This is a genomic window from Neobacillus novalis NBRC 102450 (assembly GCF_001591805.1).
Classification (GTDB): domain Bacteria; phylum Bacillota; class Bacilli; order Bacillales; family Cytobacillaceae; genus Neobacillus; species Neobacillus novalis.
Genome location: NZ_BCVP01000011.1, coordinates 19,793 through 33,404 on the forward strand (window position 1 = coordinate 19,793; position 13,612 = coordinate 33,404).

Below are 13,612 nucleotides of genomic sequence, written 5' to 3' on the forward strand. Positions count from 1 at the left end.
CAAACTTCTAGCAATATTATAACGAGGGAGGTGTATGCTGGAATGATTTTACCTTGGATATTTGCAGTAGTGCTCGCTGGCCAACAAATCCATGTACCAGATAGTTTAACCATTACCAAAGACGGCAACAATGTGACAAACATCAATCGGTTAGATTTTTCCTTGCCATATACTGATTTGCCAATTATTGATTCCAACAAATACAATCAATTTTTAGACAAATTAGATAAACAATTTGCGGTTGAACCTGAAAATGCCCGCTTAGATAACAATGGAAATATTTTAGCAGAACAAACAGGCCTTCGAATTCATCGCCAGGCGTTCACGGAACAATTCTATATTTACTTTTTTTCACATAAACAATCCCAGATGGAAATTCCTATGCTTACCGTTTATCCAAAAGTAGATAGTGAATTACTCAGTAATATCCGCAGTTTGCGTATTGGCCGTTATGTTACTTCTTTTAATTCGCATAATAAAAACCGCTCTACCAATATTGAATTAGCAGCAAAAGCGATTAATAATCATGTCGTCTTTCCTGGAGAGGTGTTTTCTTTTAACAAAGTAGTAGGTAAAAGGACAGGTGCACGGGGCTACCTGCGGGCTAAAGTGATTGTCAGAGGTGAGTATGCTGAGGACATTGGCGGGGGTATTTGCCAAGTTTCCTCAACACTCTTTAATGCTGTTGATAATGCCGGGCTTAAGATTGTCGAACGTTTTTCTCACAGTCGGTCGGTTCCCTATATTCCACCCGGGCGTGATGCCACTGTCAGCTGGTATGGACCAGACTTTGGATTTAAAAATAGTTATAATCAGCCAGTGTTAATCCAAGCAAGGACACTTGGACATTTATTAATCATTAAGCTCTATTCTGCAGAAAACATCGAGTACATACCGCGGAAAGTACCCGCCGCCATAAATTGACAAAAGTCCGCTAAGAATGCGGACTTTTTTAATTATTGATTATTTTTATTTAAGGCGCTTGTTAAAAGCTCTTCTGAAAATTCGGTTAAGGCTGTATCATCCATCTTATTAAAATTAATCTTTGAGGAAAAGTTTTTTACTGCATTTTGTAAAGGAAGTGCTAAGTCTTTACGCCTTCCTCTTCCTCTAGCTGCGCCAAAAACGGCCGCGCCTAGGCCGATCCCTACGAGAGATGCCCACATGGCGCCCCTGCCTTTTCGTTTCGGTGCAAATAATTTAATAAACGGCTGCCTCCTAATGTCCCTCATCAACAGCACTCCTTCCACAAATATGGAAATTGGATTTTACCCCTTTCCATTTGCTTAATTTGTGCATTTACAGCTGAAAATATGATTTAAAAACTGTTTTTGCTTTGTTACTTACTGGAAGGATTTTGACCATATAGGTGGTAAAGTTTTTCTTTGGATAAAAATAAATAATTGAGACTATTGGTACGAAAGTTTTTGATGGAGGAACTAGAGATTAAGGAAATAGGCAGCTGGCCCAGCTTTTTAAAATATTTATACCAGCTGTTACTCGGAGGATAACTTTCAAAGCCTAATGACCTAATCCCCTTATTTATTGTAGTAATTCCAATAATCCCTTTAATATTAGACTCCTCAGGGTGGTCTTTCAGATAACTTGCAAGCAAAGGCATAGAACTTAGAACTAGCTTATACATCAGCCTTGCCCTCATTAAATCATTTTTTATTTTTTTAAATTCATGTAATAGCCTAATATTATGCAAATGAATTTTTAATAAACAATCGTTTCTGTTTATCTTTGTACCATCGGCAAGAGTGAAATTCCCTCCTTTGTATTTGGTAATTCGAACCCGAAATACCGATTGGTTATTTTGGTCATCATTAATATAATGCAAACGGGAACATAAATAAAATAGCGGGTCTATAAGCTTCCAGATCCATAATATTGTTAGCCGTAAAATCATCTTAGACTCACTCCCTTAACGGTCTACATCCATAGGATGATAAAGATGTTTCGTTTTTAGTTTGGTAATCTAAGGATATGTATCGGACATGAAAAAAAGCCGGTAATTAGCCCGGCTTTAAGAAATTTGGTGAAAGGTAATTTCAGGACGACTGCCAATACGGATATTAACACCTGTCTGACCAAGGCCTTCACTTATATAAAATGGCTTACCGTTGTGATAGTGCAGTCCTTTAATAATGTTCATCTGAACAAGTTTCCCCATCTTCATTAAGTGAAATGGTTTTGGCCAATGGATTTGTCCGCCATGAAAATGGCCAGATAAGAGGTAATCAAAAGCGTAGTCCTTCATTTGCAGAACCACGTTTGGATCATGTGTCAAAACAAGATTGTAACCATTTGGTAAATTTCGATAAGATTCTTCAATATTGCTTCGGCCTGAATGATTATCATCAATTCCGATAATATTAAGTGTATCGTCATTAATGTTTAATGATACATGCTGATTTTGAAGTGTGATACAGCCATTTTCCTCTAAGGTTTGTTTTAAGCAATCGAAATTTTCACCTTTAAGGTAATAATCATGATTACCGAAGACAGCGTAAATCCCAAGTTTCGGATTTATTCTGCCTAACACGTTTAAATATGGAATTAATTTCGGAATACTTTTTTTTCTGTCAAGAAAATCACCCGTTAAGGCAATCAAATCAATCGATTCCTTCGAAACGGATTGATACAATTCCTCCGGTGAAATCGATATATTTTCAAGATGAATATCAGAAAGATGAAGAATATTCAAGTCCGGATGCGCTAATTTTGAGTGAGAAATTCGAATTGTATTAATGGCTACTTTCTTTGTATTTTTATAAGCCCGATAGAAAATAACGAATAGAATGATGATGCTAATTAGAAAAATCAAAGATATCCCCTCCCACTACTGAGTATAGTAGGATGTGCTGATACTTTATAGTGGTAGTTGATGGGAAGATTAGTTTACATAATATCATTATAGTAAATAAAAATTAAAACGTAATAAAAAGAACCTCTCTCCGCTTCTTATCATACTATGCAAAAAAAAGATAAGTAGGTGGAGTCTATGGGAGGATTAACGTATATTGATTTCTTAGCCAAGTTTGGTGTTGGCGGAGCCCATCCTGGTGGAATTCCTTTAACCAAAAATATGCTTACCGGAGAAAATATTACTAAGAACACTGCTATTTTGGATGCAGGCTGCGGTACGGGACAAACTACTGCTTATTTATCCCAGCAGTATAACGCAAACGTATACGGATTGGAGCTCAATCCAATTATGCTTGAAAAGGCGAAGACCCGATTTGAAACCTTACAGCTTCCAATTCAATTATTCCAAGGTTCAATTGAAGATATTCCGTTTGAAGATCAGACTTTCGACATTATCTTGTCTGAGTCTGTTTTAGCTTTTGTTAATAAACCGACAGCATTAAGGGAATTTTACCGAGTATTAAAAAGTGGCGGCCGCTTAATTGCCAACGAAATGACCATAAATACAAAATTAAGTCCGCTTGAAGAAGCAGAAATTAAGAAATTTTATGGCTTAGATTCTTTATTACTGGAGGAAGATTGGAAGCGAATTTTAGAAACCACCGGGTTTCAAAATATTGAATTACAAAGCCAGCCACAAACCATGAGTCAAGGTAACCCGGCCCAGGAATTTAATTTTTCAAAGAACTTTGAACCGGAGCTTTTTGATATTCTTAATCAGCATGGAAATATTGTCATCAAGTATCATGATATTTTAAGCTATCGTACTATTTTCTGTACAAAATTGTAATGGATCAAAGCCCCATATTTTTTTGATGGGGCTTTTTTACTTTATCAATTAATACATCCCGCCCCTTTTCAAGAAAAGGACAAGATCTAGTTCATTTGCCTGTGCAACCAACAACCTCCTTTCATATTTTATAGCAAGTACCGTTAAAGGAGGAATTTGGAATGAATCTAAATTATGAGCAAGCACGTGGTTTAGAGGGAAAAGTCATCAAGGTTCAAAATCATGAAGGAAAATGGGTAATGGGACGGGTGGTCAAGGTAAGAAAAGATGGCCTTGAGCTCGAAGAAGTTAATTCCACAAGCTCGAATGATGGATACGGTTACGGCTTTTGGGGTCGTAGACCGTTTTTCAGACCGTTCTTTGTCCCATTTATTGGTTTTCCTTTCTTCTTTTGGTAAGCAAGTATAGCTTTATACTTGCTTTTTTTTTGTTTTAAAGCTTCGGCTCTCCCCTTCCCGACAGTTAATAGGATGGACTTGTTTATTTAAGTGAATATTATTGACATTCCGTCGGAAAATAATGCTGAAAGGATGGGTGAAGACAATGGATAAAACATTAGGCTATCTTAGGGAAATTTTATCAAATTATACCGATGAACATATAGAAGGCAGACAACTATACCGGAAATTACTGGAAGGCCATTATGCCTCTGAAGGAGCTTTTGTCCGTGATTTAAACCAAAAAGAAAGTCATTTTTTAAATAAAATTCTCCCAACTGAAATTAGCTATGCGAAAGAGGAACAGGACGAAAAAAGAGCTTATCAGCTAAATGAGGTGTATGAACTGTTATTTTAAGTTAAGAAAGATGGCAGAATTTCTGCCATCTTTATCAGCCATATTTCATTTTTTGCGAAAAATATTTCCGAGGTAAGCGCACAGTACGACAAATGAAGATGGATATACTGTGCTCATTTCCCTATTAAGTGACACAAAATGCCTTGAAATTACAAGAACCAATCTTGTTTATTTGCTAATTTAGCCTAAATGCGACAAGCCGCTTCCCATTGAGCTGCTAATGAATATCTTTTTTCTTAAATCTTCCGCCGCGAACCTCGGCAATATCCGCAACGGCTAAAAAGGCACTATCGTCATTTTCAGTAACGATTTCCTTCAATTTTGCTTCTTCAAGACGATTGATGACACAAAAAATTACTTTTTTATCGTCACCAGAATAGGCACCCTCTCCATTGATGTAAGTAACACCGCGCCCAAGTCGATTCATAATCGCATCGCCAATTTGTCTGGCGTTGTCACTTATGATCCATACCGATTTGGATTCATCCAGTCCTGTAATGGTAACATCAATCGTTTTGTAAGCTACAAAATAAGCAATCAACGAATACATCGCCCTGTCCCATGTGAAAACAAAACCGGCGCAGCCTAGAATAAAGAGATTAAAAAACATGATGATTTCCCCGACGGAAAAAGGGAGTTTATTATTAAAAAGAATGGCAAGGATCTCAGTACCATCTAAAGAGCCGCCGTAGCGAATAACCATACCCACGCCAATCCCGAGTACGATTCCACCGAAAACAGTTGCAAGCAGGATATCTTGGGTAAAGGCTGGAACCGGGTGAAGTAGGGTAGTACCTATTGAAAGGACTATAATGCCATATAGGGTTGATAAGGCGAAGGTTTTTCCGATTTGTTTGTAACCAATAAAGAAGAAAGGGATATTAAGAATAAATAGGAAAATTCCTAGTTTCCAGCCTGTAATATAGGAAAGCATGATAGAAATCCCGGTAATCCCGCCATCAATAACATTATTGGGAACGAGGAATATTTCGAGTCCTACTGACATCAGCGTGGCACCAATCGTTATTAAAAGTATCCGTAGAAAAAGCTTTCGTTTCGTCAATCTTCGATGCTGGATTTTTGCGATAATTGCTTCCTGCTTTTCGAGTAAAGTTAATTCTTGTGTTCCTGTCATTATCTTGCCCCTTTCGAATGGTATTCTAACTACAGTATAGCGAATTTTGCCTTTGATTTATAATAATATGCTTTATATTCGATAAGAAAAGAAACTGCCTGAATTCAGGCAGCAGGTTTGCTTCATTAACTTGGGTCAACCTCGTCGTATGATAGTGTGATAACTCTCGTATATTCTCCGTTGTCAATCTCTTTCTCTGAGGCACTTTGCTCTAATTCTTCCTGGTCATCGATACCCGGAGCAAGTGATGGCCGATCATTTTGGCTGTCTTTCCTTTTAGGCAATTTTAAACACTCCTTTCCGAGAATATTTTCCCAAAAACTTTGGGTAATATACCGAGTAATTTTTTTCAATAATAAAAAGAAGCTACCTCTTTATTGAAGTAACTTCTTAGTAATATTAACAGCTTAGGGGCCAAATTCGCTGGCGGCTATTATTTAGTCCACAATCGGATTTTTGAAATTGTCCTTAACGGGAATATTGTTCTCTTTTATTTTCTCCTCAATTTGCCATTTGTGATCCGACAGGTAGTCATCGAACTGAAGGGTTACTTTACTGCCATCCCTATCCTCAAATTTATACTGATATAAACTAGTGGTCCCTTGGTGGTTTCGATAGACAACATCTACTTTGATTATTTCTTCCCATTTATACTCTTTTTCCTTGATGCTTGTTAAGGAATTATAATGAATTCCAGCTTCATCCAAGTAATAATAATTGGTAAGGCTTAGGACAAAAGCCGGTATCGTGGCAATCAGTAAAACAGCTATTAGCCATTTAAAAGTACGTCCTTCAAAGCGCTCCCTAAATAGTAAATAAACGGTAAAAATAACCGCGATAAATAACATTCCACACATAAAGGTTATATAGGCAGAAAACGGCGTCGAAAAAAACCAATGAGACCGTGAATAGTAAACCAGACTTTGAAACGATGCCACCACCACAAACGGAACAAACAAACTGCTTATGTATAAAATAATCGTATAGGCTACTAATTTTACATGATGATCCTCTGATACTTCTCTTCTTTTTAATACTATCAAAAAAAATCTCCCCTTATGTTTTAGTTCCCACTCTTTTTATTTTACCTTATAATTTCCAATATTTAAATTATTTTACGAGAATTTTGACAAAATGCTACATAATAAAAATACTAATTTTTGTGGAGTTTTACAGATTGGAAAAACTGGTAGGAAAAGAACCGGTTCATAAATACATATCCATTCATTATCTTGGCATACTACTTTTGTATTGAAATTTTTTAAAGAAAGAAGGAATTTATAATGACAGTAGGAACTCAAGTAAAACAAGCATTAGCAGGCTTAAAAAGCGCACAAGCAAGCTTTGAAGGCTTTGCACTGGCAACAGATAACCAAAATGCTAAACAACTATATCAACAGGCAGCACAGCAAACTCAATCTGTTCTTGACAGCCTAGAACCGCGTATTCAAGAAATAATGGCTGAAGAACCACAATACAATCAATAATGGCTAAGAATGGGTTGGCGATTCTGCCAACCCATTTTTCATTTTCCAACAAATCTTAAGCAGCACATAAGAAAGGAGTTCCCCGATGTGACCGTTTCTTCAAATGTAAAACAATGCCTTTCGACCATAAAAGGGATCGAAGCACAGCTATCCTCCCTCGCACTAAATTCTCTTGATGAGGAAGCAAAGGCCGTTTTCCATGAAACAGCCTTAACAATGGCTGATGTTAAAAAAGACCTTCAATACCGTGTTTTGGAACTTGAACGCCAAGAACCGCAGTACCAAGGTTCATAATAATTCTGAGGTGAAAAATAATGCCAGGTTGGTTCTTTATAATAACTCGGTCGTTGATTTTTTTGCTGCTCTTATTTATTACAACAAAAATACTTGGAAAGAAACAAATCTCAGAGCTTTCTTTCTTTGAGTACGTAGCAGGAATTACAATTGGAAGTATCGCCGGTGAAGTAGTTACCGGCCTTGAGTCTAACATGTATCATGGCGCTTTAGCTATTTGTGTATTTGGCTTTATTACTTTCTTGGTAAATTTTTTATCAATAAAAAGCAAAAAGTTCAGTGATCTCGTTGAAGGTAAAGGGACTGTTGTTATTAAGGACGGAAAAATATTAGAGAATAATCTAAAAAAAGAAAAGTATACCATTGATGAACTCTCTGCCCTCCTTCGGGCAAAGGATATTTTTCGAGTCGCAGACGTTGAATTTGCCGTTTTGGAACCAAGAGGAAATTTAAGCGCGTTATTAAAAAAAGAAAACCGTCCACTTACACCAAAAGATTTACAAATGAAAATGGCGAAAGAAAAGGAACCGCAAACCGTCATTATGGACGGAAATATTATGGATGAACCATTAAGATGTTCTGGAAAAGGCAGAGGCTGGCTTTATACAGAATTAGAAAAACAGGGAGTAACGCTAGATAATGTCTTTTTTGGCCAAGTGGATTCATACGGTGAATTAACCGTTGACCTTTATGATGATAAAATCAAAGTGCCACAGGCAGCACAGCGTCCCCTCTTACTTGCGACACTTAAAAAAACACAAGCCGATCTAGAAATATTTTCCCTTTCAACGGATTGTGACCAATCAAAAGCAATGTATAAAAAAAATGCAGCGATTTTTGAGGAGACAATTGAAAAACTGGCCCCTTTTCTTAATGGATGATGTAAAAATCCTTATCAACTTAGGCTGATAAGGATTTACGTTTTTTAAGAGTTTATTGTATTATCGGTTGTGGTTAATGAAATAGAAGCAGTACTGCTTTTGTTTGATAAATAGCTGTGCAGCACCATACCAAGCATAACTAATACCATCCCGCTCCATGATAACCCATTTGGGAATAAGGAATTCAAAAGTAACAATTCGCCGATAACTGCGAATAAAACCTCCATCGATTGAGTAGCTTCAACGGCAGCTAATTTTTGCATATCCCCTCTCACAAGATCTGTGGCATGAAAGAATAGAATCGTTGCGATGACACCAGACGAAATGGCAACCAAGCTGGATTGTATCGTTTGTCCGATGCTGGGTGGTCCAGCAGTTCGTAAACCATACACGGATAGAACCAGCCAAAAAGGCATGCTCGCCAGCGTCATTCCTAATACACGTTGGAAAACATCAAGGCGCCCCCCGCACACATCCATCATTTTACGATTTCCAAGCGGGTAAGCAAAGGAGGCTAGGATAACAGGAAGCACACCCAAAGAAATTGCCGCAATGGATAAATGATTGGCCTGCTGCAGCTGCATTAAGATGATCCCCAGCAAAATGATGGATGACATCGCCATTCCTTTAAAAGGAATTTTTCCTTTCATTTGAATCGGACCCTTTTCAGTCATAACCTGTTCGTAAAAGAGCGGCGCAAGCAATGATCCAGAGATAATCGTAATTTGCCATGTAGCCGCGATTAACCACCCAGGTGCATAGGACGCAGAAAAACAAATCGGTGCATAGAACAAGCCAAAGCCAATCGAACTCCATAACAGCCATGTAAAAGGACGGCTTTTCATTTCTTTAAGCAATGGTGTAAAGTTTTTTCTTGCGATTACGATAATAAGCAGAAAGGGTACCATAAAGAAATAGCGTAGAGATGCGCTCCATATCCAGCTGCCGCCTGCTAAATCCATCGATCTGTTTAAAATAAACGTAAAGGCAAAAAAGAAAGCAGCAAAGATGCCTAATATTATCGGCCGCATTAAACAATCCCCTTCTTACTATGAATATAGTGTTATTTTCTATGAAAAAAGGGAAACCATCAAGTAGTTTCCCGCTAAAAATTAATTTCTTTCCATATTGGACTCACCAAAAAGATACCTACTGCCCCTTAGAGCAATAAAAAAGGAGCAAATGAACAGGGCAGCTGCAACCTTAAATGTCGTTCGTACTCCAAATTCATCAGTAATCCAGCCCATCACGAGCGAAGAAATCCCAAATGCAGCAAAAACAAGAGTTCCCCGGGCAGAATAGACTTTGGCAAGCAGCTGTTCCCTGGCGCTTTTTTGAATAATTGTTGTCTCGGCAACATCACGGGCCATTTGCGGCAGACCAAACAAAAAGGAGACGAAAAGAGCAAACCAAGGAATCGATGTCATGCCAAACATAAAGGTGATGGCAATTAAACTAAAGGTGGACCAAAGAATTGTTTTTCCTAAATTCCTTTCTATTAAGTGGGAAAAACGATAAATTAGCAGCCCGGCAAAAAGCATTCCGGCAAAAAAAGAGCCATTAATAAACCCCCACCAGTCCTCCCCTTTATTTAATGCTTCGGAAACATAAACAAACAAAATGGCTGCAATCCATACCCCGTTTGCAAAGGTTTCAAGAATATTCATATAGCTGACAGTCCGAAGCTGTTTAGATTTCCAAATGATTCCCCAGCCCTCTTTCAAGGCTTCCAAACGCGTTTGGTTTTCTTGAGCTTGGATGTGTACAGTTTGTTCAATTCCCCCCATTAAAGCCGTTGAAATGAAATATAAGCTAAAGGTTAACCAAAGAATATTACCTGCTCCCATGGATACTAACAGAATACTGCCGATTGGCCAGGCAATCAGTTGGACAATCTGATCGGATATTGACAGTAAACTATTCGTTTTCACGAGTTTACCCTCTTCCACCAGACTTGGTACAAGTGCATTTCGGGCAGGTGAAGCCCAGCCATCTAAAAAAGAAATAAGACATATGAACAAATAGACCCAAAATAAGCCTCCCGTTTTAATCGTGGCAGCACTTATAGTCAATAAAAGCAGCAAAATGGTCTTACCACTTTGTGAATAAAACAGGATTGACTTGAGTCTGTATTTATTAATCACCAATGGTGCCAATAAACCGCTTATCAAAGCGGAAATCGTATTAAAAAACGGAACAAGTGACATATAGGTAACAGAACCGGTCGCATCAAAAATCAACTTAATTAAACAGACTATAAATAAGATATCTCCCAAGTTGGCAAACATTTGCCCAAACCAAAGAAACCGGAAAGAAGTCTGTTTTCCGACAATATTTGACATAAAACACCCTCACTTTTTATTCAATTGATATGGATAAAAGTAAAGGATTTTACATCGGATTGCCTCCCGTTCATAACGCCTAATTCTCTCTCTATTATAGCAAATCTTCGGATAAATCGGGAAACAATAATCTTAATTTGCAATAAAAAACTTGCACATAAATTAGATGTGCAAGCTTTTTTTATTGCGGGCTCGGTCTGTGAAACAGTCCCATCACTTCAATGGTTTCAGTAATGTTGACGAATGCGGCTGGATCTACTTCCGTAATTAGGTTTTTTACCTCATTCAATTCATACCTCGAAATGACTGTAACCAAAACATTTCGTTTATCATTTGAATAGCCGCCGACTCCGTCTAGAATCGTCAAGCCCCGATACAAATTGGTCAGTAAATGGGCTCTCATTTCTTGACCTTTTTCTGTAATGATCATTATCGTTAATTTTGCATGATCCGTATAAATGGCATCCACTACTTTTCCGGTGACAAAGATGGATACTAACGTATTTAGCGCGGAATCCCAATCAAACAAAAATCCACTTATAACAATGACAACTGCATTCATCCCTGATAACAGCACACCGATGGGAAAGTCCTTTTTCCTCGCAACAATCATACCAATAACATCGAATCCTCCTGTTGACCCCGAAGAACGGAAGACAATTCCTACCCCCAGACCTGTTAAAGCGCCGCCAAATATCGAGGAAAGAATCGAGTCTTTCGCGATTGGAAATACTGGTACTAAATAAAGTCCCAAGGAAATGATTGCTACCGAGAAGATAGAATTCATGATGAATTTTTTTCCAAGCATTTTATAACCGATAATCAATAAAGGAAGGTTCAATATCAAATTGGCCAAGCCTGTATTTAGAGGGGAAATCATCCCCAAAACCATTGATATTCCGCTCAAGCCGCTGCTTAACACCTCGTGAGGAATTAAGAATAGGTTAAAGGCGATCACAATAATAAGAGAACCTGTAATTATTCCCAGAAACCGCATTTTTATGTTTCCTCCCATACCTGAACTAATATAGTTTAAAATCATACCGATTCTCTCATCCAATGTAAATTGATAGTTTTTTCACAATAGTAATTAATTGTCTGTTGATATTGACAATAATAAAAGATTAATTATACTTTAGTAATATAATAAACTTCATAAAAAAAATCCTCATCAAACCGATGAGGTAGAGGTCGCGGTTTTTATCAGTAAAGCGGACGAGATGGAAGAGACATCTCTGACTCCGTTTGAAAGGAAAAGCTGCCGAAGTGTGTTTTTCATCTCTAGAAAAGCATGCTGGGGCTGTCTCCAAATAGGAACAGAACTGTCACGTGAGGCTTTACCAGCCCAGCGTGTTGAGCTATCTTTCGGAAGGTATGATGCGGGGTATTAACAATGCCATCGATTCTACTTCGATGGCATTTTTTATTCCAAACTCCTTCTCGTCCACAAAATAAGTATAAAAGGAGTCATGACAATGCAATCAGCACGAGTATTAAAAGATAATGAATATACTAGTGAAATATCAGCAAAAAAGGAACCATCTGAATTAAAACGCAGTTTAAAATCGCGCCACCTTACAATGATTTCACTGGGCGGAACAATCGGTACAGGCCTTTTCCTTGCAAGTGGCGGTGCTATCCATCAAGCTGGTCCGGGCGGTGCCCTGCTATCGTACTTTATCATTGGTATCATGGTTTACTTCTTAATGACAAGTTTAGCAGAAATGGGTGCCTATATGCCTGTAGCCGGAAGCTTTAGCACATATGCCTCTAAGTTTGTTGATCCTTCTCTTGGTTTTGCTCTCGGGTGGAATTACTGGTTTAACTGGGCGATTACGATTGCCGCTGAATTAGCCGCAGTGACGATGATTATGAAATTCTGGTTTCCCCATACGCCCTCAATTGTATGGAGCGCCGTGTTCTTAGCTATTATGTTTCTTTTAAATTATCTTTCTGTGAAAGGGTTTGGGGAAGCTGAATATTGGTTCTCTCTGATTAAAGTCGTTACGGTTGTTATCTTTATTATTATTGGTACGTTGATGATTTTTGGTATTATGGGCGATCACGTTATCGGCCTTAAAAATTTCACAATCGGCGATGCCCCATTCCACGGGGGCTTTATGGCCATGCTTGGAATCTTCATGGCCGCAGGCTTCTCCTTTCAAGGAACAGAGCTTCTTGGTATTGCAGCGGGTGAAACTGACAATCCGGCAAAAGCTATTCCACGTGCCGTCAAACAAGTTTTTTGGCGGATCCTTTTATTCTATATATTGGCCATTCTAGTTATTGGGCTTATCATTCCTTATACAAATGGTAATTTGGCCGTTGAGAGTGTCAGGGTCAGCCCGTTTACACTTGTTTTTCAAAAAGCTGGAATCGCCTTCGCCGCTTCTGTCATGAATGCCATTATCTTAACTGCGGTATTATCTGCAGGCAATTCCGGGATGTATGCCTCGACAAGGATGCTATGGGATTTGGCCCGACAAGGTAAAGCTCCAAGATTCCTGGGTAAATTAAACAAGAATGGTGTTCCGGTTAATGCTCTAATCGCTACATCTTTAGTGGGTACCCTAGCCTTCCTTGCTTCCCTTTTCGGAGATGGGAAAGTATACAATTGGCTGTTAAACGCTTCAGGTATGTCCGGCTTTATTGCGTGGCTTGGAATCGCGGTTTGTCATTATCGTTTCCGAAAAGCGTTTGCCGCACAGGGTAAGGATCTTAGTTTGTTACCATATAAATCCAAGTTCTTCCCTTTTGGTCCGATATTCGCCTTTTCTGTCTGTGGATTTGTGGTTTTAGGGCAAAACTATTCAGCCTTCATTGGCGGCCATATCGACTGGAACGGTGTGCTGGTATCCTATATTGGCCTGCCTCTATTCGTAATATTATGGCTAGGTTATAAGTTCACGAAAAAGACCAAGGTTATTCCATTAGAGAATTGTGATTTAACAAATTAA

Annotated in this window: 17 protein-coding genes and 1 riboswitch; of the genes, 8 read left to right on the forward strand and 9 right to left on the reverse strand. The window is 38.3% G+C overall.

Annotated elements, in window-relative coordinates; translation table 11 throughout:
- Positions 1-42 precede the first annotated feature (42 nt).
- Positions 43-924: a VanW family protein gene (locus tag BANVL01_RS09825; RefSeq protein WP_066088521.1), complete on the forward strand. Its 882-nt coding sequence runs from the start codon at positions 43-45 to the stop codon at positions 922-924.
- Positions 925-956: 32 nt separating this feature from the next.
- Here BANVL01_RS09825 and BANVL01_RS09830 read toward each other — a convergent pair whose 3' ends face one another.
- From BANVL01_RS09830 to BANVL01_RS09840, 3 genes are all read right to left on the reverse strand, one after another.
- A complete protein-coding gene (locus tag BANVL01_RS09830; RefSeq protein ID WP_066088525.1) occupies positions 957-1,232 on the reverse strand; it encodes a hypothetical protein in 276 nt (91 codons plus the stop codon).
- A 107-nt stretch (positions 1,233-1,339) separates the two neighbouring features.
- Positions 1,340-1,912 (reverse strand): YkoP family protein, encoded by a 573-nt coding sequence (locus tag BANVL01_RS09835; protein ID WP_066088529.1) that lies wholly within the window; start codon positions 1,910-1,912, stop codon positions 1,340-1,342.
- 117 nt (positions 1,913-2,029) lie between these two features.
- Positions 2,030-2,836 (reverse strand): metallophosphoesterase, encoded by an 807-nt coding sequence (locus tag BANVL01_RS09840; protein WP_235845531.1) that lies wholly within the window; start codon positions 2,834-2,836, stop codon positions 2,030-2,032.
- A 171-nt stretch (positions 2,837-3,007) separates the two neighbouring features.
- Here BANVL01_RS09840 and BANVL01_RS09845 point away from each other — a divergent pair, with 171 nt between their 5' ends.
- The 3 genes from BANVL01_RS09845 to BANVL01_RS09855 all read left to right on the forward strand — a co-directional run bounded on the left by BANVL01_RS09845 (position 3,008) and on the right by BANVL01_RS09855 (position 4,516).
- Positions 3,008-3,721: a class I SAM-dependent methyltransferase gene (locus BANVL01_RS09845; RefSeq protein WP_066088533.1), complete on the forward strand. Its 714-nt coding sequence runs from the start codon at positions 3,008-3,010 to the stop codon at positions 3,719-3,721.
- A gap of 161 nt (positions 3,722-3,882) precedes the next feature.
- The gene (locus BANVL01_RS09850) at positions 3,883-4,119 is read left to right on the forward strand and encodes a hypothetical protein (protein WP_066088535.1); all 237 of its coding nucleotides are present in this window, start codon (positions 3,883-3,885) and stop codon (positions 4,117-4,119) included.
- A 145-nt stretch (positions 4,120-4,264) separates the two neighbouring features.
- Positions 4,265-4,516: a sigma-G-dependent sporulation-specific acid-soluble spore protein CsgA gene (locus BANVL01_RS09855; protein ID WP_066088537.1), complete on the forward strand. Its 252-nt coding sequence runs from the start codon at positions 4,265-4,267 to the stop codon at positions 4,514-4,516.
- A gap of 217 nt (positions 4,517-4,733) precedes the next feature.
- On the opposite strand, the gene BANVL01_RS09860 is transcribed toward BANVL01_RS09855, so the two are convergent.
- The 3 genes from BANVL01_RS09860 to BANVL01_RS09870 all read right to left on the reverse strand — a co-directional run bounded on the left by BANVL01_RS09860 (position 4,734) and on the right by BANVL01_RS09870 (position 6,694).
- Positions 4,734-5,651: a YitT family protein gene (locus BANVL01_RS09860; protein WP_066088541.1), complete on the reverse strand. Its 918-nt coding sequence runs from the start codon at positions 5,649-5,651 to the stop codon at positions 4,734-4,736.
- A gap of 125 nt (positions 5,652-5,776) precedes the next feature.
- Positions 5,777-5,935 carry a hypothetical protein gene (locus BANVL01_RS27735; RefSeq protein WP_169803162.1) on the reverse strand — a complete coding sequence of 53 codons (159 nt, stop codon included), beginning with the start codon at positions 5,933-5,935 and terminating at the stop codon, positions 5,777-5,779.
- Between the two features lie 153 nt (positions 5,936-6,088).
- On the reverse strand, positions 6,089-6,694 hold the full coding sequence (locus BANVL01_RS09870) for an SRPBCC family protein (protein ID WP_066088547.1): 606 nt from the start codon (positions 6,692-6,694) through the stop codon (positions 6,089-6,091).
- Positions 6,695-6,934: 240 nt separating this feature from the next.
- Between BANVL01_RS09870 and BANVL01_RS09875 the strand changes: the two genes are divergently transcribed.
- The 3 genes from BANVL01_RS09875 to BANVL01_RS09885 all read left to right on the forward strand — a co-directional run bounded on the left by BANVL01_RS09875 (position 6,935) and on the right by BANVL01_RS09885 (position 8,313).
- The gene (locus BANVL01_RS09875) at positions 6,935-7,138 is read left to right on the forward strand and encodes a DUF1657 domain-containing protein (RefSeq protein ID WP_066088550.1); all 204 of its coding nucleotides are present in this window, start codon (positions 6,935-6,937) and stop codon (positions 7,136-7,138) included.
- 87 nt (positions 7,139-7,225) lie between these two features.
- Positions 7,226-7,432: a DUF1657 domain-containing protein gene (locus tag BANVL01_RS09880; protein WP_066088553.1), complete on the forward strand. Its 207-nt coding sequence runs from the start codon at positions 7,226-7,228 to the stop codon at positions 7,430-7,432.
- A gap of 20 nt (positions 7,433-7,452) precedes the next feature.
- Positions 7,453-8,313: a DUF421 domain-containing protein gene (locus BANVL01_RS09885; RefSeq protein ID WP_066088556.1), complete on the forward strand. Its 861-nt coding sequence runs from the start codon at positions 7,453-7,455 to the stop codon at positions 8,311-8,313.
- 44 nt (positions 8,314-8,357) lie between these two features.
- Here the strand turns inward: BANVL01_RS09885 and BANVL01_RS09890 are convergent, their stop codons facing one another.
- From BANVL01_RS09890 to BANVL01_RS09900, 3 genes are all read right to left on the reverse strand, one after another.
- Positions 8,358-9,344: a DMT family transporter gene (locus BANVL01_RS09890; RefSeq protein WP_066088559.1), complete on the reverse strand. Its 987-nt coding sequence runs from the start codon at positions 9,342-9,344 to the stop codon at positions 8,358-8,360.
- A gap of 81 nt (positions 9,345-9,425) precedes the next feature.
- Complete coding sequence (locus BANVL01_RS09895) at positions 9,426-10,655, reverse strand: MFS transporter (RefSeq protein ID WP_066088562.1); 1,230 nt, start codon at positions 10,653-10,655, stop codon at positions 9,426-9,428.
- Between the two features lie 181 nt (positions 10,656-10,836).
- Positions 10,837-11,652, reverse strand: coding sequence for a YitT family protein (locus BANVL01_RS09900; RefSeq protein WP_066088564.1), 816 nt, complete (start codon positions 11,650-11,652; stop codon positions 10,837-10,839).
- 180 nt (positions 11,653-11,832) lie between these two features.
- Positions 11,833-12,024, forward strand: a riboswitch (Lysine riboswitch).
- A 106-nt stretch (positions 12,025-12,130) separates the two neighbouring features.
- Between BANVL01_RS09900 and BANVL01_RS09905 the strand changes: the two genes are divergently transcribed.
- Complete coding sequence (locus BANVL01_RS09905) at positions 12,131-13,612, forward strand: amino acid permease (protein WP_066088567.1); 1,482 nt, start codon at positions 12,131-12,133, stop codon at positions 13,610-13,612.

Coding starts and splice junctions, on each gene's coding strand:
- BANVL01_RS09855 (WP_066088537.1), top strand. CDS start 4,265: ATGGATAAAACATTAGGCTATCTTAGGGAAATTTTATCAAATTATACC.
- BANVL01_RS09890 (WP_066088559.1), bottom strand. CDS start 9,344: ATGCGGCCGATAATATTAGGCATCTTTGCTGCTTTCTTTTTTGCCTTT.
- BANVL01_RS09825 (WP_066088521.1), top strand. CDS start 43: ATGATTTTACCTTGGATATTTGCAGTAGTGCTCGCTGGCCAACAAATC.
- BANVL01_RS09885 (WP_066088556.1), top strand. CDS start 7,453: ATGCCAGGTTGGTTCTTTATAATAACTCGGTCGTTGATTTTTTTGCTG.
- BANVL01_RS09875 (WP_066088550.1), top strand. CDS start 6,935: ATGACAGTAGGAACTCAAGTAAAACAAGCATTAGCAGGCTTAAAAAGC.
- BANVL01_RS09860 (WP_066088541.1), bottom strand. CDS start 5,651: ATGACAGGAACACAAGAATTAACTTTACTCGAAAAGCAGGAAGCAATT.
- BANVL01_RS09830 (WP_066088525.1), bottom strand. CDS start 1,232: ATGAGGGACATTAGGAGGCAGCCGTTTATTAAATTATTTGCACCGAAA.
- BANVL01_RS09845 (WP_066088533.1), top strand. CDS start 3,008: ATGGGAGGATTAACGTATATTGATTTCTTAGCCAAGTTTGGTGTTGGC.
- BANVL01_RS09895 (WP_066088562.1), bottom strand. CDS start 10,655: ATGTCAAATATTGTCGGAAAACAGACTTCTTTCCGGTTTCTTTGGTTT.
- BANVL01_RS09905 (WP_066088567.1), top strand. CDS start 12,131: ATGCAATCAGCACGAGTATTAAAAGATAATGAATATACTAGTGAAATA.
- BANVL01_RS09900 (WP_066088564.1), bottom strand. CDS start 11,652: ATGCGGTTTCTGGGAATAATTACAGGTTCTCTTATTATTGTGATCGCC.
- BANVL01_RS09835 (WP_066088529.1), bottom strand. CDS start 1,912: ATGATTTTACGGCTAACAATATTATGGATCTGGAAGCTTATAGACCCG.
- BANVL01_RS09850 (WP_066088535.1), top strand. CDS start 3,883: ATGAATCTAAATTATGAGCAAGCACGTGGTTTAGAGGGAAAAGTCATC.